Annotated in this window: 26 protein-coding genes; 13 read left to right on the top strand and 13 right to left on the bottom strand. The window is 62.8% G+C overall.

What is annotated here, in order from left to right:
- Window positions 1-8 precede the first annotated feature (8 nt).
- Window positions 9-2,120 carry a site-specific recombinase gene (locus O3299_RS00855; RefSeq protein WP_305061294.1) on the bottom strand — a complete coding sequence of 704 codons (2,112 nt, stop codon included), beginning with the start codon at window positions 2,118-2,120 and terminating at the stop codon, window positions 9-11.
- Between the two features lie 367 nt (window positions 2,121-2,487).
- Here O3299_RS00855 and O3299_RS00860 point away from each other — a divergent pair, with 367 nt between their 5' ends.
- Window positions 2,488-3,549 carry a porin gene (locus O3299_RS00860; protein WP_305053493.1) on the top strand — a complete coding sequence of 354 codons (1,062 nt, stop codon included), beginning with the start codon at window positions 2,488-2,490 and terminating at the stop codon, window positions 3,547-3,549.
- Here the strand turns inward: O3299_RS00860 and O3299_RS00865 are convergent.
- The 3 genes from O3299_RS00865 to O3299_RS00875 form a co-directional block, all read right to left on the bottom strand.
- Complete coding sequence (locus tag O3299_RS00865; RefSeq protein ID WP_305061295.1) at window positions 3,537-4,121, bottom strand: DUF3617 domain-containing protein; 585 nt, start codon at window positions 4,119-4,121, stop codon at window positions 3,537-3,539. The genes O3299_RS00860 and O3299_RS00865 overlap by 13 nt on opposite strands.
- Window positions 4,122-4,188: 67 nt before the next feature.
- Window positions 4,189-5,736, bottom strand: a complete 1,548-nt coding sequence (locus O3299_RS00870) for a TerC family protein (protein ID WP_251350785.1) — start codon at window positions 5,734-5,736, stop codon at window positions 4,189-4,191.
- A gap of 82 nt (window positions 5,737-5,818) precedes the next feature.
- Entirely contained in the window at window positions 5,819-6,094 is a 276-nt protein-coding gene (locus O3299_RS00875) for a hypothetical protein (protein ID WP_289899250.1), read from the bottom strand.
- Window positions 6,095-6,376: 282 nt separating this feature from the next.
- Here O3299_RS00875 and O3299_RS00880 point away from each other — a divergent pair, with 282 nt between their 5' ends.
- Complete coding sequence (locus tag O3299_RS00880; protein WP_305061296.1) at window positions 6,377-9,220, top strand: pitrilysin family protein; 2,844 nt, start codon at window positions 6,377-6,379, stop codon at window positions 9,218-9,220.
- Window positions 9,221-9,436: 216 nt separating this feature from the next.
- Here O3299_RS00880 and O3299_RS00885 read toward each other — a convergent pair whose 3' ends face one another.
- From O3299_RS00885 to O3299_RS00900, 4 genes are all read right to left on the bottom strand, one after another.
- A complete protein-coding gene (locus tag O3299_RS00885) occupies window positions 9,437-10,075 on the bottom strand; it encodes an OmpA family protein (RefSeq protein WP_099380108.1) in 639 nt (212 codons plus the stop codon).
- Between the two features lie 214 nt (window positions 10,076-10,289).
- Entirely contained in the window at window positions 10,290-10,436 is a 147-nt protein-coding gene (locus O3299_RS00890; RefSeq protein WP_010396376.1) for a lmo0937 family membrane protein, read from the bottom strand.
- Window positions 10,437-10,619: 183 nt separating this feature from the next.
- Window positions 10,620-10,862, bottom strand: a complete 243-nt coding sequence (locus O3299_RS00895; protein ID WP_099664894.1) for a hypothetical protein — start codon at window positions 10,860-10,862, stop codon at window positions 10,620-10,622.
- A 164-nt stretch (window positions 10,863-11,026) separates the two neighbouring features.
- Entirely contained in the window at window positions 11,027-11,692 is a 666-nt protein-coding gene (locus O3299_RS00900; protein WP_305061297.1) for a glycine zipper 2TM domain-containing protein, read from the bottom strand.
- Window positions 11,693-11,878: 186 nt separating this feature from the next.
- Between O3299_RS00900 and O3299_RS00905 the strand changes: the two genes are divergently transcribed.
- Window positions 11,879-12,655, top strand: a complete 777-nt coding sequence (locus tag O3299_RS00905; RefSeq protein WP_099664892.1) for a Crp/Fnr family transcriptional regulator — start codon at window positions 11,879-11,881, stop codon at window positions 12,653-12,655.
- A 96-nt stretch (window positions 12,656-12,751) separates the two neighbouring features.
- Here the strand turns inward: O3299_RS00905 and O3299_RS00910 are convergent, their stop codons facing one another.
- Together O3299_RS00910 and O3299_RS00915 are read right to left on the bottom strand one after the other, a co-directional pair.
- On the bottom strand, window positions 12,752-12,970 hold the full coding sequence (locus O3299_RS00910; RefSeq protein ID WP_010396384.1) for a glycine zipper 2TM domain-containing protein: 219 nt from the start codon (window positions 12,968-12,970) through the stop codon (window positions 12,752-12,754).
- 177 nt (window positions 12,971-13,147) lie between these two features.
- Complete coding sequence (locus tag O3299_RS00915) at window positions 13,148-15,184, bottom strand: AsmA family protein (protein WP_305061298.1); 2,037 nt, start codon at window positions 15,182-15,184, stop codon at window positions 13,148-13,150.
- A gap of 253 nt (window positions 15,185-15,437) precedes the next feature.
- Between O3299_RS00915 and O3299_RS00920 the strand changes: the two genes are divergently transcribed.
- The 8 genes from O3299_RS00920 to O3299_RS00955 all read left to right on the top strand — a co-directional run bounded on the left by O3299_RS00920 (window position 15,438) and on the right by O3299_RS00955 (window position 20,875).
- Window positions 15,438-15,842, top strand: coding sequence for a DUF4398 domain-containing protein (locus O3299_RS00920; RefSeq protein WP_099664890.1), 405 nt, complete (start codon window positions 15,438-15,440; stop codon window positions 15,840-15,842).
- Window positions 15,843-15,867: 25 nt separating this feature from the next.
- On the top strand, window positions 15,868-16,767 hold the full coding sequence (locus O3299_RS00925; protein ID WP_099664889.1) for an OmpA family protein: 900 nt from the start codon (window positions 15,868-15,870) through the stop codon (window positions 16,765-16,767).
- A gap of 87 nt (window positions 16,768-16,854) precedes the next feature.
- Window positions 16,855-17,391, top strand: a complete 537-nt coding sequence (locus O3299_RS00930; protein WP_070224913.1) for a ferritin-like domain-containing protein — start codon at window positions 16,855-16,857, stop codon at window positions 17,389-17,391.
- Window positions 17,392-17,449: 58 nt separating this feature from the next.
- The gene (locus O3299_RS00935) at window positions 17,450-17,752 is read left to right on the top strand and encodes a YqjD family protein (protein WP_035826246.1); all 303 of its coding nucleotides are present in this window, start codon (window positions 17,450-17,452) and stop codon (window positions 17,750-17,752) included.
- A gap of 18 nt (window positions 17,753-17,770) precedes the next feature.
- On the top strand, window positions 17,771-18,157 hold the full coding sequence (locus tag O3299_RS00940) for a phage holin family protein (protein ID WP_034758936.1): 387 nt from the start codon (window positions 17,771-17,773) through the stop codon (window positions 18,155-18,157).
- A 21-nt stretch (window positions 18,158-18,178) separates the two neighbouring features.
- Window positions 18,179-18,517 carry a hypothetical protein gene (locus O3299_RS00945; RefSeq protein ID WP_035826249.1) on the top strand — a complete coding sequence of 113 codons (339 nt, stop codon included), beginning with the start codon at window positions 18,179-18,181 and terminating at the stop codon, window positions 18,515-18,517.
- 138 nt (window positions 18,518-18,655) lie between these two features.
- Window positions 18,656-19,624: an IS1595 family transposase gene (locus O3299_RS00950; RefSeq protein WP_099664888.1), complete on the top strand. Its 969-nt coding sequence runs from the start codon at window positions 18,656-18,658 to the stop codon at window positions 19,622-19,624.
- Between the two features lie 96 nt (window positions 19,625-19,720).
- A complete protein-coding gene (locus O3299_RS00955) occupies window positions 19,721-20,875 on the top strand; it encodes a patatin-like phospholipase family protein (protein WP_305053489.1) in 1,155 nt (384 codons plus the stop codon).
- Window positions 20,876-20,903: 28 nt separating this feature from the next.
- On the opposite strand, the gene O3299_RS00960 is transcribed toward O3299_RS00955, so the two are convergent.
- The 3 genes from O3299_RS00960 to O3299_RS00970 are packed head-to-tail and all read right to left on the bottom strand — an operon-like array spanning window position 20,904 to window position 21,915.
- A complete protein-coding gene (locus tag O3299_RS00960; RefSeq protein WP_305053488.1) occupies window positions 20,904-21,206 on the bottom strand; it encodes a hypothetical protein in 303 nt (100 codons plus the stop codon).
- A 44-nt stretch (window positions 21,207-21,250) separates the two neighbouring features.
- Complete coding sequence (locus tag O3299_RS00965; protein ID WP_010396415.1) at window positions 21,251-21,403, bottom strand: DUF3309 family protein; 153 nt, start codon at window positions 21,401-21,403, stop codon at window positions 21,251-21,253.
- Between the two features lie 59 nt (window positions 21,404-21,462).
- Window positions 21,463-21,915 (bottom strand): glycine zipper 2TM domain-containing protein, encoded by a 453-nt coding sequence (locus tag O3299_RS00970; protein WP_077401560.1) that lies wholly within the window; start codon window positions 21,913-21,915, stop codon window positions 21,463-21,465.
- 265 nt (window positions 21,916-22,180) lie between these two features.
- Here O3299_RS00970 and O3299_RS00975 point away from each other — a divergent pair, with 265 nt between their 5' ends.
- Together O3299_RS00975 and O3299_RS00980 are read left to right on the top strand one after the other, a co-directional pair.
- A complete protein-coding gene (locus tag O3299_RS00975; RefSeq protein WP_071078642.1) occupies window positions 22,181-22,735 on the top strand; it encodes a hypothetical protein in 555 nt (184 codons plus the stop codon).
- A gap of 82 nt (window positions 22,736-22,817) precedes the next feature.
- Window positions 22,818-23,129: a BON domain-containing protein gene (locus O3299_RS00980; RefSeq protein ID WP_046682432.1), complete on the top strand. Its 312-nt coding sequence runs from the start codon at window positions 22,818-22,820 to the stop codon at window positions 23,127-23,129.
- The last annotated feature ends 28 nt before the right edge of the window (window positions 23,130-23,157 follow it).

Genomic DNA, 23,157 nt, shown 5'->3' on the forward strand with positions numbered 1-23,157 from the left:
CCTGGCGGTCATTTTTGAGCCTTGGTCGTGGGTGACAGGTTTGCCGTATCATCGGCCAGTGCCAAAGGTGGCGGGTTTTTCGAGCCGAAGAAGAAGACGATGGGCGAGCGCAGGAAGCGCTTGCCCAGGATCTTCAGCAATTGCATGCCGTGCTTGAAGCGCACCTGGCGCGAACGCAGGGCCACCCACAGGGCCAGACCGAAGCTCACCAGCAGGTTGGCCGTGCCGATGGCGAAGATGCCCGACAGCGACTTGACGGCCAGTTGCCAGCTCATGTTGTGGTCCAGGCCCACCAGCGCCGTGGCGAAGTTGGCGGCCGAGAAGGTGATGTGGCGGATATCGATCGGCAAGCCGATCAGGAAACCCAGGGTGCCGATGGAACCGAGCAGGATACCGAAATAGAAGTTACCCATCAGGCCGCCCAGGTTGTTTTCCAGGTACAAACCCAGGCGCTGCAGGCGTTCCTGGCCGATGACGCGGCCCAGGCCGCGCAATTGCGCGATGCGCTGCGCCCAGCGCGTGTACAGGGCCTGGTTGTCGTAGTAGCCGGAAATCAGGCCGGCCACGAACAGGCACACGCCGGCGATCATGGCGTAAAAGATGGCGGGGCTGCCGATGGGGTCGATATCGTGCAGCAAGCGCATGGCTTTCTCGGGCGTCACCAGGTTGTGCCCGGTGATCGCCTTGTAGCCGAGCGCGATCAGCCAGGCCGTGGGGATGGCCGTGGCCAGGTTGCCCAGCACGGCCATGTTTTGCGTGCGGAACACTTTATTGATCAATTCCGCCATGCTGTCGAGGTCGATATTCCGCCCATCCTTGCTGTGCAGGCCGGCGGCGATGCGCGACGCCGTCATGGCCGGCTGCTTGGTGGCCACCGTGAAATGCAGCAAGTGGATGAACATGAAGCCGATCGAGTAATTCATGCTGAACATGAACGCTTCGACCAGCGGCGCCGAGCGCAGGTAGGACATCAATATCTTGAACAGGGCCATGAAGCCGATGATCACGCCCGCGCCCGCGGACGAGAGGAACATGGCGCCCATTTCGCGGCGGTTTTCCGCGATGTAATGCTCGCCCGTGCGGCTGGCGTTTTCCGTCACATTGCGTGCCAGCAAGTTGATATTGTCGGAAAACAGGTCGCTGACCTTGTATTTGTTGTTGTGCGCCTGGATCAGTTCCAGCGCCAGCCCGACGGCACCCGCGCGGCGGCGGCTGACGGGTTGCGGGTGCAGCAAGTCTTGCGTGGCGTCCACCGTGATGGCGGCGATGTCCACGTTGTTCGAGGCCGGCAATTCGCCGCTCGTGTCGACGAGGAACAGCAGCTTGCGCAGGCGCTCGATGCTTTGCGCCAGCGCCACCAATAAATACGTAAGGGGAATGCTGGTGCCCTGGTACAGCGCCTTCTTGCGGATCTTGGCGATGACGGCGTCGCACTGGTCCAGCATCACCAGCAAATGGCGCGCATCTTCGATGTGCTCGAGATCGCCGTGCAGCAGATTCGTGTAGGCGTCCAGGTAGGCGTTCACTTCCGTGTTTTGCACCATGAACGGCGACTGGAACACTTCAATTTCGCTATGGAAACGCGTCAATTCCGGTTCCAGGCCCATGGCGCAGACGCGGTAGGACAGGGTGCGGATGGCGTCGAGCATGCCTGGCAGCATGATATTGCCATCGCCGACGGCCAGTTCGATGTCGTCGCTGGTGAGCACGTCGAACAGTTCCAGCCAGTCCGTGGCGGGCACGTTGCTGATCCATAAATAATCGGTCTTCAGGTACAGCACCTGGTCGAGCGCGTCGTTCAGGTATTCGTCGCCGAGGGCGGGCGGCAGCATGCGGTAGGCGATGCGGCGTTTCAATTCCGTGAAAAAGCCGCTGTTCGACAGCACGCCGATATCGGTGTACAGGCTGGCGTGGCGGCGCGCGGCCAGCACGCGCAGCACGTATTCGTGCAGGGCGCGCGCTTGCGCGGGGTTACCTTTGAGAAGCTGGCGCAGGGTGCGCACGTTGGCAATCGCGGTAGCGCTGTCGTGGGGGCGCTTGGGACGCAGTGAGTTGAATAGTTCCACCAGCAAGTCGATATTGCTGGAGTTGGGGTCAATGCGTTCGAGGATAGCTAGCATGCAGAAAAAACGGGCGAGCCGCTGTCGGTAAAACCAGTAGTGTACCGCCTGCGTCAATTCTCGCAACGTTCGCCACCGAACATTGCTTTACGGCAGGGCCTGCATTTAACGCCATTTTGCCGCAAATTGCCATAATCATGCTCACTCTTGCGTGTTGTCAGTACGCGACGTGGTTTCATGGCCTAAGCTGAAGTTTCTGTTGTACAACGCACGGATGGCTGGACAAAAAGCGAGGATAAGGTAACACTGAGATCAGACACACAGCGCATGTCCTGATCAATACCGGGAAGTTTCAATTCACGTTACCGAGATATTTATCATGCAGACCTCGTATTTTGCGCTTGCTGTGATAGGGATGGGGCCGTGGATGCTTTTTGCACCGGCCCAGGCTGCCGATGGCGCAGGCAGTGCCGCATCCACTAACGTTGCCGTGTACGGCGTGCTTGACGCGGGCATCGTGGCCGAGCGGGGCTGCGCCGCCAATTGCGCCAACACCAAGGTATCCGGCGGTGTCGCGTCCGGTTCGCGCCTGGGCGTGCAGGGCCGCGAAGCGCTGGGTAATGACGTGTCCGCCGTATTTACCCTGGAAGCGGGCGTGCAGAACGACACGGGCCAGTCGGAAGAGGGCCGTCTGTTCGGCCGCCAGGCCTACGTGGGCCTCGACAGCCGCCTGGGCGCGCTGACCCTGGGGCGCCAGTACAACCCGCACTACCTGGCCCTGACCGACGTGGCCGACCCGTTCAAGGGCGGCATGGCCGGCAGCGCCGGCAACCTGGCCGGCTACAGCGTGAAACGCTACGACAATACCGTCAAGTACGTGACGCCCGCCTTGCGCGGCGTGACTGCCAGCGCCATCTACAGCTTTGGCGAGTCGCCGTACAGCAACGCCAGCAACCGCGCGTATGGCGCCACCCTCGGCTATTCGGCCGGCGCCGTGAATGTCAGCGTGTCGCACCAGCGCAAGAATAACCTCATTCTCGCATCCGGCACCTTGCCCGCCATCGACATGTCGGCCCGCAATACCCTGATCGCGGCGAATGTCGACCTGAAAGTGGCCACCGTCTTTGCCGCCGTGGGCGTGAACAAGGGCTATGGCAGCTCGCCGTGGGACCCGAACAACGCCTACAGCGCGCTGGCCCTGTCGATGTCGTCGTCGGACAGCCGCGACACCTTGCTGGGCGTGTCCGTGCCCGTGGGCGGCTTCAAGCTGCTGGCGTCCTGGGTGCGCAAGGATGACCGCGACCTGGCCAACCGCGACGCCAGCCAGATGGCCGTCGGCCTCACGTATTCCCTGTCAAAGCGCAGCGATTTCTACGCGTCCTACGCGAAGATCCACAACAAGAACGGCGCCCGCTACACGGTGGGCAATGCCAGCGACAGCGGCCGCGGCGATGCTGCCTTCAACCTGGGCTTCCGTCACGGTTTCTGAATTGATGCCGCGGCAGGGGCCGGGGCAGGGCAGCTGGCGCCCAGCCACTTGCCGCTGCTCGTCACATTCACCTGTTCCGGCGCGCCGCGCGCGCTGGTCGTCACGGCCAGCTGCATGCTGAAAGCCTGGTCGCCCGTAAACATGACCTTGCCTTCGCCGCTCGATTTCGGGTTGGCGCAAGTGAACGATACCTGCATGCCGCCCGCGATGTCCGTGTTTTTCGACTTGCAATCGCCGGGCTGGCCCGTGGGAATCTGCTTGCGCGCCGCCATGTCCGGCGTCACGCACGCCGTCACGCGCACGGCGCCGTCGGCGCCCACCGTGGGCATGGCCATACCGCGGCTGGCCGCCATGCTTTCCAGCTGCTTGCGTTGATCGGGAGGAAGGTTGCCCAGTTGTTGCAGCACCATGGACATGGCGTTGTCGGTGGCGGCGTCCGGCGACGCCATCTTGCTGTCGACTTGCCACAGGCCCGGCTTGATGGTGGGCGATGGCGCGGCGGCCTGGGCGCCGGCGTGGCTGCCTAAGGCGGCGCAAGCCAGCAGGGTCAGGCGTAGCAGGGATTTTTTCATCGTGGGGTCTCCGGTATGGGCAGACCCCAGCATACGGCATGGCAAGCGGGGCACGCTTGCCATTGTGTTACAAACTGTGATCGGGCTCGATGCGGCGCACGTCCACGCAGGCGATGCGGCGCTCGTCGGCCTCGATGATTTCATAGCGCAAGTCATCGAGCTCCAGTACTTCGCCCACGGCCGGCATGTTTTCGAAATGCGCCAGCAGGAAGCCGGCCAGCGAGTTGTATTCGCCGTCTTCGCTGACCAGGGTTTCCGTTTCGAACACTTGCTCCAGATAATGCAGGTCTGTCGCGCCGTCGATGCGCCAGTGGCCGGGGCCCAGCACTTCCACGTCCGGCTGCTCGTCCTCGTCGGGGAATTCGCCGGCGATGGCTTCCAGGATGTCGATGGGCGTCAGCACGCCCTGCACGGTGCCGAACTCGTCGACCACCAGCACCAGCTGGCCGCGCGAGCGCTTTAACGTTTCCATGGCTTTCAGCACGCCGGCCGCTTCCGGCACGACGACGGCTTCGCGCATGCTGTCCGGGTCGATCTTGCCGCGCGACACCAGGTCCTCGATCAGGTCCTTGCTGCGCGCGATGCCGACCACGTTATCCAGGTCGTCATTGCAGACAGGAATCATGCTGTGCGGCGTTTCGCGCAGTAATTGCAGCATCTTTTCGCTGCTGTCGTTCAGGTTGACCCACGACACGTCGCCGCGCGGCGTCATGACGGAGCGGATCGAGCGTTCGGCCAGGGTCAGCACGCCGCTGACCATGTTGCGCTCTTCCACGCCGAAGGCGGAAACGTCGGGCAGTTCCTTGACTTCGTGCTCTTCCACGGCTTCGCGGCCCTTGCGTCCGCCCAGCAGGCTCAACACGGCTTGCGCCGTGCGGTCGCGCAGCGGGGCGTTCGACTGCAGCTTGAGGAAGTTGCGGCGCGCCAGCTGATTGAAGAATTCGATGACAATCGAGAAACCGATAGCGGCGTACAAATACCCTTTCGGAATGTGGAAGCCCAAGCCTTCGGCCACCAGCGACAGGCCGATCATCAGCAGGAAGCTCAGGCACAGCACGACGACGGTGGGGTGGGCGTTGACGAAGCGCGTCAGCACTTTCGACGCCAGCATCATGACGACGATGGAAATGACGACGGCCGCCATCATCACGTACAGGTTTTCCACCATGCCGACGGCCGTGATGACGGCGTCGAGCGAAAAGACGGCGTCGAGCACGACGATCTGCGCCACCACGAGGCCGAAGCCGGCGTAGACTTTCGGGCCCGTCTGGGCGTGCGTGACCCCTTCGAGGCGCTCGTGCAGCTCGCTGGTGGCCTTGAACAGCAGGAACAGGCCGCCGACGAGCAGGATCAGGTCGCGTCCCGAAAACGAGAATGTCAGTATGGAAAACAATGGCGTGGTCAGGGTGACCAGCCAGGAAATCAGCGAGAGCAGGCCCAGGCGCATGACGAGGGCCAGGGTCAGGCCCAGCACCCTGGCCTTGTCGCGCTGGTGCGGCGGCAATTTTTCGGCCAGGATGGCGATGAAAATCAGGTTGTCGATCCCCAGTACGATTTCCAGTACGACCAGCGTCAGCAGGCCGACCCAGATTGTCGGGTCAAATAACCATTCCATGTGTATAACCTTGTAAAGTCGATCAGTGTAAAGCGTGCCTGGTGGCTAAAGCCCCGGGCGCGTGGGTGCTGCATGCATGTCTTCAGAGGCGGACGCGCGGCGGCCGGGTGGCCAGCCGCACGTCCGCTTCGGCAAGTGCGCCCGGTCCCGCTTGCCAAATGATGGCGCAAAACGGCGCCCCCTGGCGCGAGCTCGGGTACAGCGTGATGGGGTCGTTGTCGCATTCTTCAGTATCGCAGCTGTCGCCAGGCAGACCCGCATGGAGGCTGGCGTCGGCACAATCGATGCCGAAGGCGGGCGTGGCGGCAGCGCCGGCCGCGATTGCATGCTGGAATGGGGAAGGACTGGCGTAGGCCATGCTGGCGAACGCCTGGGGTAACGCGATGAAAACAAAAAGGCAGAGCAGGACGAGAGCTCGTCTCATATACAGGCAGATAGTTCTGGAACCAGGGAGTATAACACGGGCACATAACAGCTCGATGACAGGACTTGCGTAAGTGATAAGTATGCCGTAAATTGCGAGAGCAATGATTTCCCTGGGCGGCGAAGACGCAGCGCGGGTCCATGGCAATTCTTGCGTTTGCATTCCATGGCGCCGCTTGTGCGCTTGTCTAAAACGTAGTGTTACCAGGACTCTGCCTTGAAACCCATTACCGCCCTCCTGCTTGCCGCCGGCATCCTCTCGCCTTCGTTCATCCTTGCCGCCACCCCGGTGGAAGCGGCGCCGACCCAGAAAGCCGGCAAGGCTGCGCCCAGCCGCGCCGCCGTCAAAGTCACCTCCGTCGAAGGCATCACGGAATACCGCCTGGCCAACGGCTTGCGCGTGCTGCTGTTCCCCGACGCCAGCAAGCCCACTTTGACCACCAACATCGTTTACCTGGTCGGTTCGCGCCATGAAAACTATGGCGAAACGGGCATGGCCCACTTGCTCGAGCATTTGCTGTTCAAGCCCAGCGCCAATTTCGGCGTCAAGAAGGGGAGCAAGACCCCCGTCGAGATCCTGAACTCGACGGGCGCCCAGTTCAACGGCACCACCTGGTACGACCGCACCAATTACTACGCCACCTTCCCCGCCAACGACGACAACCTGCGCCAGATGCTGGCCATGGAAGCGGACCGCATGGTGAACGCGGCCATCGACCAGAACGACCTGTGGAATCCGAAGACGCAGAAGGGCGAAATGACCGTCGTGCGCAACGAGTTCGAGATGGGCGAAAGCGACCCGATCGGCGTGACGAGCGAACGCATCCAGGCCGTCGCCTACGACTGGCACAACTATGGCAAGTCGACCATCGGCGCCCGTTCCGACATCGAACAGGTGAACATTCCCCGCCTGCGCGCGTTTTACCATAAATATTATCAGCCGGATAACGCCGTGCTGATGGTGGCGGGCCGCTTCGACGAAGCCAAGGTCTTGAAGCAGATCAATGAGCTGTTCGGCAAGATCCCGAAACCGACGCGCGTGATCGAGCCGACCTACACGGCCGAACCCGTGCAAGATGGCGAGCGCGCCGTGACGGTGCGCCGCAGCGGCGGCACGCAGTTCGTCGGCGCCGGCTACCACGTGGCGCCGTCCGGCAACCCGGACGCCGTCGCCATCGAGGTGCTGGGCCACGTGCTGACGGACGCGCCGGCCGGCCGCCTGCACAAGGCGCTGGTGGAAACCAAGCTGGCCAGCAAGATCGAATACAACTCCGTGAGCAACCTGGAGCCCGGCTACAACCTGTTCGGCGCGCTGGTGCCCGTCGATGGCAACCTTGATGCGGCGCAAGCTGCCATGCTGAAAGTGCTGGAAGACTTGAAATCGCAGCCGGTCACGGACGCGGAAGTGGCGCGCGTGAAACAGCAGCTGAATAAGCAGATCGAACTGGCCACCTCGAACACGGCGAGCCTGACGATCGCCCTGACGGAATCGCTGGCGGCCGGCGACTGGCGTTTGTTCTTCCTGCAGCGCGACCAGCTCGACAAGCTGACGACGGCGCAAGTGCAGGCGGCGGCCGAGAAATACCTGAAGAGCTCGAACCGCACCCTGGGCCGCTTCATCCCGACCGATGCGCCGGACCGCACCGTCGTGCCGGCCTACGCCGACGTGGCGCCGCAACTGGCCGGCTACACGGGCCGCGCCGTCGTGGCGCAGGGCGAGGCGTTCGACCCAAGCCCCGACAATATCGAAGCGCGCACCACGCGCTTCACCTTGCCGAACGGCTTGAAGGGCGCCTTGCTGCCGAAGAAAACCAAGGGCAGCACGGTCAGCGTCGTGTTGAAACTGCGGATCGGCAGCGAAGAGAGCTTGCGCGGCAAGGGGCAAGTGGGCAGCTACACGGCGAATCTGCTGTCGCGCGGCACGGACAAACTGTCGCGCCAGGAAGTGAAGGACAAGTTCGACCAGCTGGGCATGCAGGTCGCCATCACGGGCGGCGCAGAGGGCGTCACCGCCATGCTGACAGGCAAGCGCGAAAATCTGCCGGCTGCCATGGACTTGCTGGCGCAAGTGCTGCAAAAGCCGGCCTTGAACGAGACGGAATTCCTGGAATTGCAGCGCGAGCGCGTCGGCCGCGCGGAGCAGGAATTGCCTGAACCGCAACCGCTGGCCGTGAACGCCTTCCGCCGCCTGCTCGACGCCACGCCGGAAGGCCATGTGCGCCACGTGGCCACCTTGCCGGCCGAACTGGCGCAATGGAAAGCCATCCAGGTTGCCGACGTGAAAGCCTTCCATGGCGCCTACTATGGCGCGTCGAACGCGACTTTCGCTGCCGTGGGCGACTTCGACCCGGCTGCGCTGAAGGCGCAAGTGGCCAGCCTGTACGGCAGCTGGAAGGCGCAGCAGCCGTATGTGCGCATTCTTGACACTGTCAAGCCCGTCAGCGGCGAGAAAGTCAAATTGGAAACGCCGGACAAGGCGAACAGCGTGCTGTTCGCCATCCAGCCTATCCCCCTCAAGGATGACGCCGCCAGCTATCCCGCCTTGCTGATCGCCAATCACATGCTCGGCGGCGGCGCCTTGCGCAGCCGCCTGGCCGACCGCATCCGCCAGAAGGAAGGCCTGTCGTACGGCGTCGGCTCGCAAGTGAGCATTCCGTCGCGCGAACCGGCCGGTTACTGGATGGCGTATGCCATCAGCGCGCCGCAAAACACGGTCAAGGTGGAAGCGGCCCTGCGCGAGGAAATCGCCAAGGTGCTGGCCGACGGTTTCACGCAAGACGAATTGACGGAAGCGAAAAAGGGCTGGCTGCAATCGGAAGAAGTGGAGCGCACGCAGGATGCGGGCCTGGCGCGCGAACTGGCCGGCTATCTGGCGCAAGACCGCACCATGGCGTACAACAAGGACCTGGAAGCCAAAGTGGCCGCCTTGACCCTGGCGCAGGTGAACCAGGGCTTGCGCGACTACCTGAAGCCTTCGGCCGTGTCGATCGTGACGGCGGGCGACTTCGCCAAGGTGGCGAAAGAGGGTGAAAGCGGCGCCAAGGCAACGACGTCGAAATAAGCTGCTTCAAAATAAGCTGCTTTAAATGGAAAAAACCCGCTGGCAAGTGACCTTGCCAGCGGGTTTTTTTACGATCCTGATTTTGATGTCAACATCCCGACACCGAACAAAACCGTAGCGAGCGGAAGGGAGAGGTGGCCGAGAAGCGCAACCGTACTTTAGTACGGTGAGCATCGCAAGCCGCCTATACCGACGCGCAGTAGGTTTGGTTCGGTGTTACCCCCGCGGGGCTAGCTCTGCTACGTAGATTTCCACGCGGCGATTGCGTGCGCGTCCCGAGGCATCCGCATTCGAGGCGATCGGCTCGCGGGCGCCGCGGCCTTCCGTGACGACGCGGGTCGGCGAAACGCCGCGCATGGACAGGTAGTCGCGCGTGTGGGCCGCGCGTTCCACCGACAGCGGTTCATTGATGGAATCGCTGCCCGTGCTGTCCGTATGGCCGATGATGCTGACCGTCGTGTTCGGGTTTTCATTCAGGGTGGCGGCAAAGCGGTCGAGAATCGGGCGGAAGTTGCCCTTGATGTCGGCGCGGTTGGTGTCGAAGGAAATGTCGCTTGGAATTTCCATTTTCAGGCGGTTATCGGCCGTCTGCGACACTTGCACACCAGTACCCTGTGTCGCCTGTTCCATCGCGCGCTTCTGGTTTTCCATGCGGTTCGACCAGATATTGCCGACCACGGCGCCAGCTGCCGCACCCAGCAGGGCGCCGCCGGCCGTGCGGCCGCTGCTGCCGCCACCGGTGGTGCCGCCGATCAAGGCGCCCAGGCCCGCGCCGATGCCGGCGCCCGTGGCCGTGCCACGTTGCGTCGAGGACATGTCCGCGCAGCCGGTGGCGGCCAATGCGATCACCAGCATGCCGATCAGGGATTTGGCGCCAGGGCCTTTTTTGAATGTTTCTTTCATGGATTTTCTCCTTGTTTTGTTATGGGGACATACCCAGGACTACCCGTACACGTTACTGCAAAACGACGCCGCTTGCCAGTGCGCGCACACCGTGCGAAAAATACGGCAAAAGGCGGCGCCCGTTTGCACGCGCGCCGCTCTTGTCATACCCGGCCAAGGGCCTGGGCTATAAACCGCGCCCGCTGATCAGGCGCAGCAGCACCATGATCACGGCGACCACCAGCAGGATGTGGATGAAGCCGCCAATGGTATAGGAAGTTACCAGGCCCAGCAGCCAAAGAATGATGAGTACGACGGCGATTGTATACAGCATGATGTGTCCTCCGAGAGTAATGTGTGGATGACGGCGACTGCCGTGGCCTTGCAGGCGCTGGCGCGTGGCGCCGTCATCGGTTCTTGTCATTGCGCGGCGACCGGGTCGCTGAACGCTGATGCCATGACTAAGTGTCTACTTTGTTTCCCTTGCGTTCTGTACGCTGTCGTACACAAGGCTCAACTATCGGGGGCGGTCCGCGTGTTCATCGGCCATGCCCGGCACCCACGCCAGCATGCCGGCCATGCCGACTGCGCCAGCCAGGCAGCTGACCATGCCGCCCGTGAGCAGCAGCATGACGCCGAATACGGGGCTGCCCGCCGGCGGCGCCAGGTCCAGTGCGCAAAAGCCCAGCGCGGTGGCCAGCAAGCCGCCGCCAATAAAGCCCAGCCAGATCCTGTTGCTGCCTGTCTTGTCGTCTTCCATGGCGTCTCCTTTGACATTCCGTTGAACTTTCCTGAATGCATCATCTCGCGGGACGGCAAGCTCATCTGTACGCCAGCGAACATTGCCAAAAAGAAAACGCCCGGACTAGCCGGGCGTGTGTTTAATTTGCAACTAATCGCGGCAGCGGTGCCGCCGCGGTTCGCTTAGCCCATGGCGCGCAAGCCGCCGTTGACGACGCGCACGCGGTCGCCCTGGCGCCAGTTCGGCGCGGCGCTCTGGTGCACGGTGCGCGTCTTGCCGTTATCGAGGCGCACGACGATGTTGTAGCTGCGCGTGGCGCGCACGCTGCCTTCGATCTGGTTGCCGGCCACGGCGCCGCCAACGGCGCCCAGCACGGTGGCCAATTGCCTGCCGTGGCCGCCGCCCACCTGGTTGCCCAGCAAGCCGCCGACGACGGCGCCGCCGGCCGCACCCACGCCGCTGCCTTCGGCGCGCGTATTGACTTCATGGATGGCTTCGATCACGCCGCAATTGGCGCACACCTGCGGCGCCGGGGCGGCCGCGTATTGCGGCTGCGGCTGCGGCTGGCGCACGGGTTGCTGCTGTGGCTGCTGCTGCTGCTGCTGCTGCTGCTGCGGTGGCAGGGCGGCCAGCGGCAAGGCGCCGGCAGGCTGCAGGTTCGCTGGCGGCTGGTTCGCCTGCAGGTTGGCCATCTGCTCGGCCGAGGTGCTGGCCGCCAGCGGCTGGGTATCGCCCTGGGAAGAAGGCAACCAGCCCATCAGGGCAGCCGTGCCCACGCCGCAAAACAGCAGGACGGCGACGGCGGCGGCAAGCACCAGCGGATGGAGGGATTTGGTGGTGGTAGTCATGGAAGGCTCCTTGGTTTTTTTAAAATAGTAAAAAGGGTAGTGCGTGTTCTGCGTGTTATGTGCGTCTGTTGCCAGTGTGCTGTGCCGCTTGCTCCGCTTCCGTGCGTCACCGTACATACAGGGCCGGTACTGCACCGTAGGCTAGGTAAAAATTATGTCGAGTTGTAACGACGCCGAGGAAAAGCAATGCCACCAACGACTGCCAGCATGACCCTGCCCCGCGATGCAGGCCGATCCGGCCTGGGTTCGCCCGTGGGTGCGCCAGACGCCGGCAACCGCTTGCTGGCCAGCCTGCCCGAGCACGACTTGCGGCACCTGACGGCGCTGTTCGATACCGTCACGGTCGAGGTGGGCGAGGTGCTGTACGAACCGGGCCAGCCTATCGGCCACATCTATTTCCCCGGCGATTGCCTGATCTCGCTGCTGGCCGTGGCGGAAGGGCGGATGACCCTGGAAGTGGGCTCCGTCGGCCGCGAAGGCGTGCTGGGCGCGTCCGTCGCGCTCGGTCATGACCTGGCGCAAGTACGTGCCGTGGTGCAACGTTCCGGTACGGCCAGCCGCATCGCGCGCGCGGAGTTCTGCGCCGAGTTCGCCCAGCTCGAATCCCTGCAGCGTTTGCTGTACCGCTACACGGACACCTTGCTGGCGCAAGCCATCCAGATTGCCGTATGCAGCCGCTTCCACGTGCTCGAGGCGCGCCTGGCCCGTTCGCTGCTGATCACGCGCGACCGCCTGCAGTCGGAAAAATTTCACCTCACGCATGAATTTCTTGCCCACACCCTGGGCGTGCGGCGGGTCGGCGTGACCAAGGCGGCCAGCGCGCTGCAACAGCAAAAACTCATCACCTACAGCCGCGGCAATATCGAGATCCTCGATTCGGCGGGCCTGGAAGCCGTTTCCTGCCGCTGCTACGAGCTGGTCAAGGATAGCGGCGCCATCGGCATGGCCAACGTCTTCGTCTAATTTCCTCAGAATAACTTTTCAATTTCGTCAACGGAAGCCGGACGCAAAAAAGCGGGGCGGGCGCCTGGGCACCCACCCCGCTTTTTTGATCAACGATTACTTCGGCTTGACCTGGTTGCCGATCACGCCGCCGACGGCGGCGCCGCCGACTGCGCCGACAGCGCTGCCGCCCGTCAGCACGGAGCCGGCAACGGCGCCGATGCCGGCGCCGATGGCCGTGTTCTTATCCTGGCCGGACATGTTGGCGCAAGCCGTCAGGCTCAGCAGCAGGGCGGCAACGGAAGTGGTGGCAGCGATTTTTTTAATGATTTGCATGATAGTTCTCCTATGAATTCGGACCTCGTGGCGCCGGCATGGTATGGGCCGGTGGGACTTCGTATCGCCACGTCTTGGGTGTTTCAGGCACGATCACAGAATAGATTTGCGGCAAGGCAGGGTCTGTTCGGCAACGCACATAGGGGTGTAACAATTGTAAAAGCACACATGCCGCGCTTAACGGGCCTTGCGCACGGGCTTGCCCGGCTTGGGCGCCACCGGTTTCACGCGCGCCTGGGCCAGCAAGGCCGCGCATTCGCTATCCTCGACGGGGCCGGTGTTGACCAGCGGCAGTAGCGCCGCCACGGGCGCCACCACGGCCAGCGCCAGCGCGCCGCCGGCGCGCAGGGCCAGCACGCCCTTGTCGACGCCCACGTCGGGCTTGCTGAAAGTGCCATGCACATACAGGGGCGAGCGCAGCGAAAAGATGCGCAAGCCCTTGCTGTCCGGCCGCAGGGTGAGGTCCAGCCGTTCATCGGCCAGGTTCACCGTGCCATCGATATGCAGGATGGCGTCATCCGTGTCGACGATGAACTGGCGCGTGCGCATCAGCCCCTTGGTGACGGCGAAGTCGGCCGCCATGCAGTTCAGCTTGACCTGCTTGTCGCCTGCCAGCTTGGCCAGCACGATACTGCCGATATTCAAGCCCATTTCTTCCAGTAACAGCTTGCTGATGCTGCCCCGGTTGATCAGCGCGCGCACTTCGCCGTTCGAGCTGCCCAACAGGGTGGCGACGGAATTGCCCGTGGCCGACAGCGACGCATCGCCATTGATTTCGCCCACGCTCGCTTGCAGGGCCGGCAGGCGGGGGAACAGTTGCTGGATGTGCAGATGGCGGGCGCTGGCCTTGAGTTCGGCCGCGATGCCGTTGGCGATGACCTTGCCGCTGCCGTCGAGCTTGATCTGCGACGTCAGGGTGCCGCCCGCCACGTTGAAGTTGAGCGGCGTCAAGGACAGTACGCCGTCCGTCAGCACCACATGCGTGTCGAGCTTGCTGATCGGCAACTCGGCATCGCGCGTGATTTTATCCGCCGTGTAGCGCACGTCGGCGTCCAGGCTGGTCCAGCGCTCCGTCTTGAAGGTTTCCACCGGCAAGACCCGGCCGGCCGGCTGCGTCGACGGCACGCCCCGTTCCTTCTTGCTGGCGCTGGAATCGGCGCCCACCAGCGGACCCAGGTCGGAAAATTGCAGCAGGCGCGAGTGGACTTCGCCCGTCAGCCGCTTGCGCGGCGTGCTGGCGGAAAAGGCCAGCTTGCCGTTGATGTCGCTGGACCCTACCTTGCCGCTGAACTGGTCGTACACCCATTCGCCGCCGCGCGGCGCCAGGGTGCCCGTCAAATGGCCTTCCGTGCTGAAGTGCGGCGTTTCCGGCAGCAGCACGCCCGTCAACGGATACAGGCGCGCCATGCTGGGCCCGGATAGCTTCAGGCGCACGTCGAGCGCGGCCAAGTCCGTCGGGCGGGTCAGGGTGCCTTCGATGGCCACGCTGCTGCCGCTCGCGCGCATGTCGGCCTGGATGGGGAAGGGCGTGCCTTGCCGCTGCAGCGACAGCACGCCGCCCGCCTTGCCGCCGCCCTTGACGGTTTCGCCGCGGTAGGTGCCGGACAGCGTCCACGCGATGCCGTAGCGCGCATCGTCCGCGATGGTGTCGACATCGGCGCGCATCGCCGTCTTGCTGACGCCATCGTCCAGGGTCACGGTGCCCTTGCTGAAGACCACGCTTTGCAATTCCAGCTGCCATGGCGATGGCTGGTCCTGCTTGTCGAAGGTCCAGTTGTTCTTGCCATCCTTGCTGCGCAGCAAGCGCACTTGCGGCGTGTCAAAGCGCAATTGCGGGATGATGATTTTCTTGTCCAGCAGGGCCAGCGGATTGAGCGAGAACGCCAGCTGGCTCACGGTGGCCAGTTGCCCCTTCTCACCCGTGTCCGCCATGGCGTTCGGGTTGCCCAGGCGCACGTCCTTTGCCTGCAGGTGCGGCCAGGGCAGATAGTCGCGCCAGGTTTTTTGCCCCGCGGTGGCTGGCTGTTGCCACGTCAGCGCCAGGTCGCCCTCGATGGCAAACGGCCGCCCCAGCGCGTCGCTGGCGCGCGCATTGAGCCAGGGCTTGGCGCGGTTCCAGTCCATGTTCAGCAGGACGACGGCGGCCGTGACGGGCAGGGCGATCAGCACGGCGGTACTGGCGAGAGCGATTTTTTGACGGCGGGAGAGCGGCATGAGCTGATTCTTTCTGGACAAGTAGTCACGATGCTACAGGAATCGCTCCAAAGCCGGGCCTGTTTCAGGTTTTGCTGGCGGACACGTGCGCTGGCGCACGTTGCCCATGCAAGTATTGTCGATTTCCTACCCTATGTGCGGCACCGAACGGATATGCGGGGATGCGGGGCCTATAACGTCATACATCAAACGCAGTTCCTGATTCGTTCCATGTATGACTCATATCGTTACCTCACTCTCCAGGAGAAGAAAAATGACAAACCGAGATTCCATCAAAACCCCCTTGACCGCCCTGGCTGCCTGCATCAGCGCCGTCGTCCTGATGACGGGCTGTTCCAGCCTGAAAACGCCCGCCACGGCCGATGTCGCCGTGTCGCGCGCCGCCGTCGATAACGCCGCCAGCGCCGGCGCCGCCGACCTGGCTCCCGATGAAATGCGTTCGGCCCGCGAAAAAATGCGCATGGCTAACCAGGCCTTGAAAGACCGCGACTACAAGACGGCGCGCGACCTGGCCGACCAGGCGCAAGCGGACGCCAAGCTGGCGCAAAGCAAGGCCAACTCGGCCAAGGCGACATCGGCCGCCGATGAAATCAACGAGAACATCCGCGTCATGCGCGAAGAGCTCGACCGCGCCAATCAGCAAGCCCCAAAACAATAAGCAACAACAATAACAGGACTCCATCATGAAAAAAGCTACCTACACCACCATTCCCGGCCTGCTGGCCATGGCCGCCCTGGTTGCCGCCTGCAGCTCCGCACCGACCACTACCAGCCTGCTCGACCAGACGCGCGGCGACTACATGGCGGCGCAATCGAATCCGATCGTGTCGACCTATGCGCCACGCGAATTCCGCGAAGCGAGCGCGGCCTTGGAAGCGGCAAACGCGGCCGCCACGCGCCAGGAAGATAGCGAAAAGGTCGACAAGCTGGCCTATCTGGCCAAGCAAAAGATAGCCACGGCGCAAGAAGTTGCCAAGCAAAAGGCAGCGGAAGCCGATATCGCCAACGCCGGCAAGCAGCGCGACCAGTTGCGCCTCGATGCGCGCACGCAGCAGGCTGACCAGGCCACGGCCCGCGCCCAGTCGGCGCAAGCGGATGCGGAAGCGGCCAAGGCCCAGGCGCAAGCGGCCGAAGCATCGGCCCGCGATGCGCAAGCGCGCGCCGCCGGTCTGGAAGCGCAGCTGGCCGACCTGGCCGCCAAGAAAACCGAGCGCGGCATGGTCATCACCCTGGGCGACGTGCTGTTTGGCACGGACAAGGCGAACTTGACGGCCGACGGCGCGAATACGGCGCGCAAGCTGGCCGACGTGCTGAAAAACAACCCGCAGCGCACCGTGCTGATCGAAGGCTTTACGGATAGCACGGGCGGTTCCGCGCACAACCTGGAATTGTCGCAACGCCGCGCCGAGTCCGTGCGCAATGCGCTGCTGGAACAAGGCATCAGCCGCGACCGCATCGCCACGAAAGGCTATGGCGCCGCTTACCCGGCCGCCGGCAACGATACGGCGGCGAACCGCCAGCTGAATCGCCGGGTGGAAATTGTCCTGTCTGAGGACAACACGGCCATTCCCGCCCGCCGTTAAGCCGCGCTGACTGGCGCGGCAATAAAAAGGCAGCACCGGCCGAATGTTGGCCGGTGGATACCCATGCAAGACTTGAAAGGAAACATCATGACCCAAACATCTGTTGAGATTCCAGCTGGCATCGATACGGCCGCCATCCGCGCCGCCGCGAAAAACCTGGACGACGGCGCCGTGACGGCCGGCTACCAGGGCGACCGCCAGGAGTTGATCACCCTGTTGAATGGGGCGCTGGCCACCGAATTGGTGTGTATTGCGCGCTATAAACGCCATTACTACACCGTGAGCGGACGCGACAACGGCACCATCAAGGCCGAGTTCCTGGAACATGCGCAGCAGGAACAGGAACACGCCGACTGGCTGGCCGAGCGCATCGTGCAATTGAATGGCAAGCCAGATTTTAATCCTGCAACATTGCTTGCGCGTAGCCATGCCGAGTATGATGACTCCGAAGACGTGCAAAGCATGGTGCGTGCCAATCTGATCGCGGAACGGGTGGCGATCGAGTCGTATCGCCAGATGATCGTGAAAATCGGCGACAAAGACCCGACCACACGCCATTTGTTGATCAAAATCATGGCTGTCGAGGAAGAGCACGCCGATGATATGCGCGATCTAATGGAATAGTGTTTTTGAGTAAAGTAGGTATAGTAACTACATTCATCCACAGCTAAGGAGCTAAACCATGTTGGAAAACAATATCACCACCGTCAATAACGATGTCAAAACCCTGGTCAAGGATGCCCAGGCCCTGTTCAGCGCTGCTGCCGCCCTGACCGGCGAAAAAGCCGACGAAGTGCGCGTCAAGGGCATGAAAACCCTGGATGCCGCGCTGGCCAAGGCGCATGAAGCGCAAGCATCGGCCATCGTTGCCACCAAGCAGATGGCTGCCCAGGCAGACGGTTATGTCAAGGAAAACCCATGGCGTACCGTGGCCGTCGCCGCTGGCGTCGGCGTGCTGGTTGGCTTCATCCTGGGCCGCAAGTAATCCACTGTCAGGAGCGATATGGACAAGTCTGCTTCGTCTCACCAGGGGCCGGGATTGATCGGCTCGGTCGCCGGCCTGGCCAAAAACGCCGTCGGACTGATGTTGTCGCGGCTGGAACTGGCCACCATCGAACTGTCGGAAGTGCGCAATCACATGCTGCAGCTGATTGTCATTTTCGCGTTGGCGACCGTGGCGGGCTTGTTTGCCATTGCTTACGGCAGCGTGCTGATCGTCTTCCTGGCCTGGGATAGCCTGGGCTGGAAGATCCTGGCGATCATGACGGTCGTGTTCGTACTGCTGGCGATCGCCCTGGTCATGTATGCGCGCGCCATGTTGCGTCAAGGAAAGCTGTCCATGCCGGCCACCATGGCGGAATTGAAGGCCGACCGCGACATGCTGATGTAAGCGGCCTTACGAGGAGAATTCATGTCGGAAAACGACAAACTGGCGGCGCAAGCCGCCCGCAAGCGCCTGCTGATCGCCCAGGGTGAAATGTACCGCGTGGGCATCGTGCATGCGCGCGCCAACGTGGGCTACGCATTGCGTCCCGAATCGATGCTGCAGGGCGTGGTCGAAACGGCCGTCGGCTTTGCCGGCCACCGCGTCGAGTCCCTGCTGGCGCCGGGCGGCATGCGTTTGCAAGGCGCCATGCCTTACGTGCTGACGGCGCTGTCCTTTATCGGACGCAAGAAGCTGGTCAAGCCGGCCCTGGTCCTCGTGGCCGTGGCCGCCGTTGCCGCCAGCTGGCTGCGCCGCAAGCGCTGAACGCCAGCCGTGTTGCACAGGAACGCCGTCATCGACGGCGTTTTTTTTGGCTCTGTCCTCGGCAAGTAGGGGAAATGCCGGAATCTTCCGTTGGCTGCGCTGTCTGACTCTGCATATTCACCACGCAGGGAGCAGATCATGCAGCCAGCCGACTGGATCAGCTTTATCGCACAGTTTGCTTACCTGAACCGGCGCCAGCGGCAGGCAGGCATAACCTTGCTGCGTGGCAACGCGCCACATGACGCGACCGTCGCGCTGCTGGAAAGCGTGGCGCAGCCGCGCTTGGCCTGTCCCGCCTGCCACTCGCATCAGCTGCACCGGCATGGCCATGCGCATGGCTTGCAGCGCTACCGTTGTGTACCGTGCGGGCGCACTTTCAATGCCTTGACGGGCACGCCGCTGTCCCGCTTGCGCCATAAATCGTTGTGGATCGCCTATGCCGATTGCCTGCTCGATTCCAGGTCGGTACGCCAGGCCGCTCAGCAGTTGGGACTGCACCGCAACACCACGTTTCGCTGGCGCCACCGTTTTCTCCGCGTCGCCAGGACGGATCGGCCGCATGGCCTGCATGGCATTGCCGAGGCAGACGAGTTATATGTGCTGGAATCGGAAAAAGGATCCAGGCAGATGACGCGTCCGGCCCGCCGCCGGGGCGGCCATGCCCGCCAGCGCGGTATTTCCGGTGAGCAGGTCTGTATCCTGGTGGCGCGCGACCGTACAGGCCAGACCCTCGATTTCGTCACAGGCAAAGGGGCGTTGACGAAGGCACAGCTGCACCGCTGTTTGTTGCCCGTCATCGATAAGGATGTCCTGCTGGTAACGGATGGCCATGCCGCCTACCGGGCGTTTGCCAGGGAAGCGGGCATCAGCCACCAGGCCGTCAACTTGCGCGCCGGCATCCGTGTGCAGGGCGCCGCGCATGTGCAGAACGTCAATGCGTATCACAGCCGTCTGCGGGACTGGCTGCGGCCCTTTCGCGGCGTGGCGACGCGCTACCTGCCGAATTACCTGGGCTGGCGCTGGATACTCGACGCCAGGCGCATCCGCTCACCAGAAACGTTATTGAAAGCAACGCTGGGAGCATTCCCACATTTGACGGTGACATAGCCTTTTTTTTGCCCGTACCCAACGTCCGGCACGTGCCGGCGCAATCCCTTACAATGATTCACGCCGCACCCGCGCGGCGGACAGAGGGCCATCTCGATGACGAATTCAAAGACACCGATCAATCAGTTAAATCCCTCGCGCCTGCGCATCGTGCTGGTGCTGCAAGGCGGCGGCGCACTGGGCGCCTACCAGGCTGGCGTCTACCACGCGCTGCACGAACATGGCCTGGCGCCCGACTGGGTGGTGGGCACCTCGATCGGCGCCATCAATGCCGCCATTCTTGCCGGCAACAAGCACGAAGACCGGCTCGTGCGCTTGAAACAGTTCTGGCAGCGCGTGGCGCACCGCGACAGCATCGACATGAACCTGGTATCGGACCAGCAGCGCCGCTCGAACATCTGGCTGGCCACGCTCGATACGGTGCTGCGGGGCGTGCCCGGCTTCTTCAAGCCGCGTTCCTTCAGCATGTTTCCGGCAGGAATCGCCGTCAAGCCGGAAGAGGCCAGCTTCTATGACACCAGCGAACTGGCCAGCACCCTCGAGGATCTGGTCGATTTCGATTACCTGAACCAGCCCGGCGGCATGCGCCTGACGGTCAACGCCCTGCGGGTCAAATGCGGCAGCCTCACCAGTTTCGACAGCCAGCAGCAGCCCCTGACGGCGGACCATATCCGCGCCAGCGGCGCCTTGCCGCCCGGCTTTGCCGGCGTGCGCGTCGATGGCGACTTATATTGGGATGGCGGCCTGTACTCGAACACGCCGCTGGAAACCGTGCTCGACGACACGCCCCACGTGGACACCCTCGTCTTCATGGTCGACCTGTGGAGCTCGGAAGGACCGGAACCGACCACCCTCGACGAAGTGCAGACGCGGCAAAAGGATGTCACCTTCGCGTCGCGCTCGAAGCGGCATATCGCCGATTATGTCAATACGCATACCTTGCAGCGCAAATTGCGCGAACTGTACGCCGGGTTGCCCGACACCAAGCACAACCGCCAGCAGACGGAAGAGCTGGTCGCGCTGGGCTGCGACAGCACCATGCACATCGTGCGCCTGCCGTACGCGGGGCGCGACTGGCACATGGCGGCCAAGGACATCAATTTTTCCAAGGGCTCCATCGAGTGGCGCTGGGAGCAGGGCTACCAGGATGGCTTGCGCGCGATCAAGGCGGCCGGCTGGCTCGCCTTTGTCACGGAAGATACGCCGCTCGTGGTGCACGAACTGCCGCCCTACGAGCGCGACGCCGCCTGATCAGGCCGAGTCGCAAGAGTACGCTTCACTACTGCGGATGGGCCGCTTCGCGCAGTTTTTCCGCGTTCGCCATGTCTTGCCGGTAAGTGTCTTGCGCCTCCTTCAGGCAGGTGGCGCGCGCGGCGGACGGTTCCGAGCGGCAGGCTTTCTTGGCTTCGGCCAGGGCGGCGGCGATTTCCTTGCGCAGGGTGCGCAGCTGGGCTTGCGCCGTGCTGTCTTCCTGGTACCAGCGTTGCGGGTCGCCCGGCTGCGGCGCGGCTGTCTGGGCCAGTGCCAGCGGTGTCAGGCTGCAGGCGAACAGGGTAGCCAACAGTGTGTTGTGGATAGTCATGATATTTCCTCCTTGAAATAAAAAAGGCGCCGTAGCGCCTTTTTTTACAACCTGCCCGTCAGTAATAGCAGGATCAGTATCACTACGACGAGGCCGGCGATGCCGCTGGGGCCGTAACCCCAGTTGCGGCTATGCGGCCAGGTAGGCAGGACGCCGACCAGGGCCAGGATCAAGATGATCAGAATGATGGTGCCCATGGTATCTCCTAGTTGGTGCATGGTCCGGCGCAGGCTTGCGGGCAAGCCTGGCCAGCGGATTAATAGCGGTAGACGCGGCCGTCAACGATGCGCACGCGATTGCCTGGGCGCAAGTCATTCGCGTTGTCCTGCACCACGGTGCGGTATTCGCCGTTATCGAGGCGCACGCTGATCTGGTAGCCCTGCGCTTGCTGCCTGCGGCCTTCCACCTGGTTGCCCACGACGCCGCCGGCGACGGCGCCCGCCACGGTGGCGGCCGTGCGTCCGCCGCCCGAGCCGATGGTGTTGCCCAGCAGGGCGCCCGCGATGCCGCCCACGACGGCGCCGGCGCCGCTGGTCTGTCCGCCGCCCTGCACGAGCTGGATGGAATCGACGGTGCCGTACATGGCGGACTCAGGCTGGTTGGCTGGATAGTATGGTTGTTGTGACTGGTAAGAAGGGCCGGTGGCGCAACCGCTCAGTACGGCGGTGGCGGCGAGCATCAGTGCAGCCATGGTGGCGTTGGTTTTCATTTTATTCTCCTGACGAGGTGAGGGTGTAGTGCCATCTTAGTCATGCCCCCGTCCCCGGTCTGTACGCTGCCGCACGTACTTATTTCGTGTCGAAATGGTATTTTTTACCACGGCGATCCCGCAAAACGTTGTTATTTCTCCCTGTCTGCCTCCCGCTTTCAAAATAAATTACTTGTGTACGGCAGCGTACAGAAGAGAGGCGGCGATCCACGTAAAACGGTAGTCATGCCAGGCAGACATGCTTGCTACCACCAGGGAGAAATAGATGAACAAGAATAAGCTTTTCACCGCCATCGTCGTCAGCCTGGCGTGCGCCGCCTGGGGCGGCCAGGCAGTGGCTGCCACGCCGGAAGCGAAAGCAGCGTACAAGGCGGCCAACGAGCAGGCGGGCCTCAATTACAAGCTGGCGCATGCGGAATGCGAAAAAATCACGGGCAACCCGAAGGATGTCTGCATCGCCGAAGCGAAGGCCGTGCGCGCCTACGATGAAGCCGTGGCCCAGGCGCAATACACGAATACCCTGCGTGCCTACACCAAGGCGCGCATCAAGATTGCCGATGCCAACTACGACGTCGACCTGGCGCGCTGCAATGCGCTGACGGGCAACGACAAGGATGTCTGCGTCAAGCTGGCCAAGTCCACCAAGGTGGCGGCCCTGGCCGACGCCAAGGCGGACAAGAAAGTGATCGAAGCGCGCAGCGATGCGCGCGAAGCAAAAAGAAAAGCCGAGTACAAGGTCGCGACAGAAAAATGCGATGCATTAGCCGGCGCAGCCAAGGATGACTGTATCAAGGCTGCAAAAACCCAGTTCGGCTACTGAGCTCCCTCCGGCGCGCAGTCACCAGACTGGTATAAGAAGCTCATTGTGAGCACATTGATTGACCACTCCTAAGGAAACCACCATGAAATTCACTAAATCTATCGCTACTGGCCTTTTCGTCGCTTCCCTGTTCGCCGTTGCAGGTTGCGCTTCGACCCCAACCAAGGAAGGCACGGGCGAGTACATCGACGACGCGGCCATCACCACCAAGGTGAAAGCCAGCATCTTCAACGAGCCTACCCTGAAATCGACGGAAATCAACGTTGAAACCTTCAAGGGCGTGGTTCAGCTGAGCGGCTTCGTGGCCCAGCCGTCGGATGCCGCCAAAGCAGGCGAAGTCGCCCGCGGCGTCAAGGGCGTGAAGTCGGTGAAAAACGACATCCGCGTCAAGTAATGGCCTGACCTGCCGCAGCGGCCCGCCC

It is taken from the genome of Janthinobacterium sp. SUN176, from assembly GCF_030587335.1.
GTDB classification, from domain to species: Bacteria; Pseudomonadota; Gammaproteobacteria; order Burkholderiales; family Burkholderiaceae_D; genus Janthinobacterium; species Janthinobacterium kumbetense.

Excerpts from the sequence above, each read along its gene's own strand:
- O3299_RS00855 (WP_305061294.1), bottom strand. The coding sequence starts at position 2,120 with ATGCTAGCTATCCTCGAACGCATTGACCCCAACTCCAGCAATATCGAC.
- O3299_RS00860 (WP_305053493.1), top strand. The coding sequence starts at position 2,488 with ATGCTTTTTGCACCGGCCCAGGCTGCCGATGGCGCAGGCAGTGCCGCA.
- O3299_RS00865 (WP_305061295.1), bottom strand. The coding sequence starts at position 4,121 with ATGAAAAAATCCCTGCTACGCCTGACCCTGCTGGCTTGCGCCGCCTTA.
- O3299_RS00870 (WP_251350785.1), bottom strand. The coding sequence starts at position 5,736 with ATGGAATGGTTATTTGACCCGACAATCTGGGTCGGCCTGCTGACGCTG.
- O3299_RS00875 (WP_289899250.1), bottom strand. The coding sequence starts at position 6,094 with ATGGCCTACGCCAGTCCTTCCCCATTCCAGCATGCAATCGCGGCCGGC.
- O3299_RS00885 (WP_099380108.1), bottom strand. The coding sequence starts at position 10,075 with ATGCTGGTGATCGCATTGGCCGCCACCGGCTGCGCGGACATGTCCTCG.
- O3299_RS00890 (WP_010396376.1), bottom strand. The coding sequence starts at position 10,436 with ATGCTGTATACAATCGCCGTCGTACTCATCATTCTTTGGCTGCTGGGC.
- O3299_RS00895 (WP_099664894.1), bottom strand. The coding sequence starts at position 10,862 with ATGGAAGACGACAAGACAGGCAGCAACAGGATCTGGCTGGGCTTTATT.
- O3299_RS00900 (WP_305061297.1), bottom strand. The coding sequence starts at position 11,692 with ATGACTACCACCACCAAATCCCTCCATCCGCTGGTGCTTGCCGCCGCC.
- O3299_RS00905 (WP_099664892.1), top strand. The coding sequence starts at position 11,879 with ATGCCACCAACGACTGCCAGCATGACCCTGCCCCGCGATGCAGGCCGA.
- O3299_RS00910 (WP_010396384.1), bottom strand. The coding sequence starts at position 12,970 with ATGCAAATCATTAAAAAAATCGCTGCCACCACTTCCGTTGCCGCCCTG.
- O3299_RS00915 (WP_305061298.1), bottom strand. The coding sequence starts at position 15,184 with ATGCCGCTCTCCCGCCGTCAAAAAATCGCTCTCGCCAGTACCGCCGTG.
- O3299_RS00920 (WP_099664890.1), top strand. The coding sequence starts at position 15,438 with ATGACAAACCGAGATTCCATCAAAACCCCCTTGACCGCCCTGGCTGCC.
- O3299_RS00925 (WP_099664889.1), top strand. The coding sequence starts at position 15,868 with ATGAAAAAAGCTACCTACACCACCATTCCCGGCCTGCTGGCCATGGCC.
- O3299_RS00930 (WP_070224913.1), top strand. The coding sequence starts at position 16,855 with ATGACCCAAACATCTGTTGAGATTCCAGCTGGCATCGATACGGCCGCC.
- O3299_RS00935 (WP_035826246.1), top strand. The coding sequence starts at position 17,450 with ATGTTGGAAAACAATATCACCACCGTCAATAACGATGTCAAAACCCTG.
- O3299_RS00940 (WP_034758936.1), top strand. The coding sequence starts at position 17,771 with ATGGACAAGTCTGCTTCGTCTCACCAGGGGCCGGGATTGATCGGCTCG.
- O3299_RS00945 (WP_035826249.1), top strand. The coding sequence starts at position 18,179 with ATGTCGGAAAACGACAAACTGGCGGCGCAAGCCGCCCGCAAGCGCCTG.
- O3299_RS00950 (WP_099664888.1), top strand. The coding sequence starts at position 18,656 with ATGCAGCCAGCCGACTGGATCAGCTTTATCGCACAGTTTGCTTACCTG.
- O3299_RS00955 (WP_305053489.1), top strand. The coding sequence starts at position 19,721 with ATGACGAATTCAAAGACACCGATCAATCAGTTAAATCCCTCGCGCCTG.
- O3299_RS00960 (WP_305053488.1), bottom strand. The coding sequence starts at position 21,206 with ATGACTATCCACAACACACTGTTGGCTACCCTGTTCGCCTGCAGCCTG.
- O3299_RS00965 (WP_010396415.1), bottom strand. The coding sequence starts at position 21,403 with ATGGGCACCATCATTCTGATCATCTTGATCCTGGCCCTGGTCGGCGTC.
- O3299_RS00970 (WP_077401560.1), bottom strand. The coding sequence starts at position 21,915 with ATGAAAACCAACGCCACCATGGCTGCACTGATGCTCGCCGCCACCGCC.
- O3299_RS00975 (WP_071078642.1), top strand. The coding sequence starts at position 22,181 with ATGAACAAGAATAAGCTTTTCACCGCCATCGTCGTCAGCCTGGCGTGC.
- O3299_RS00980 (WP_046682432.1), top strand. The coding sequence starts at position 22,818 with ATGAAATTCACTAAATCTATCGCTACTGGCCTTTTCGTCGCTTCCCTG.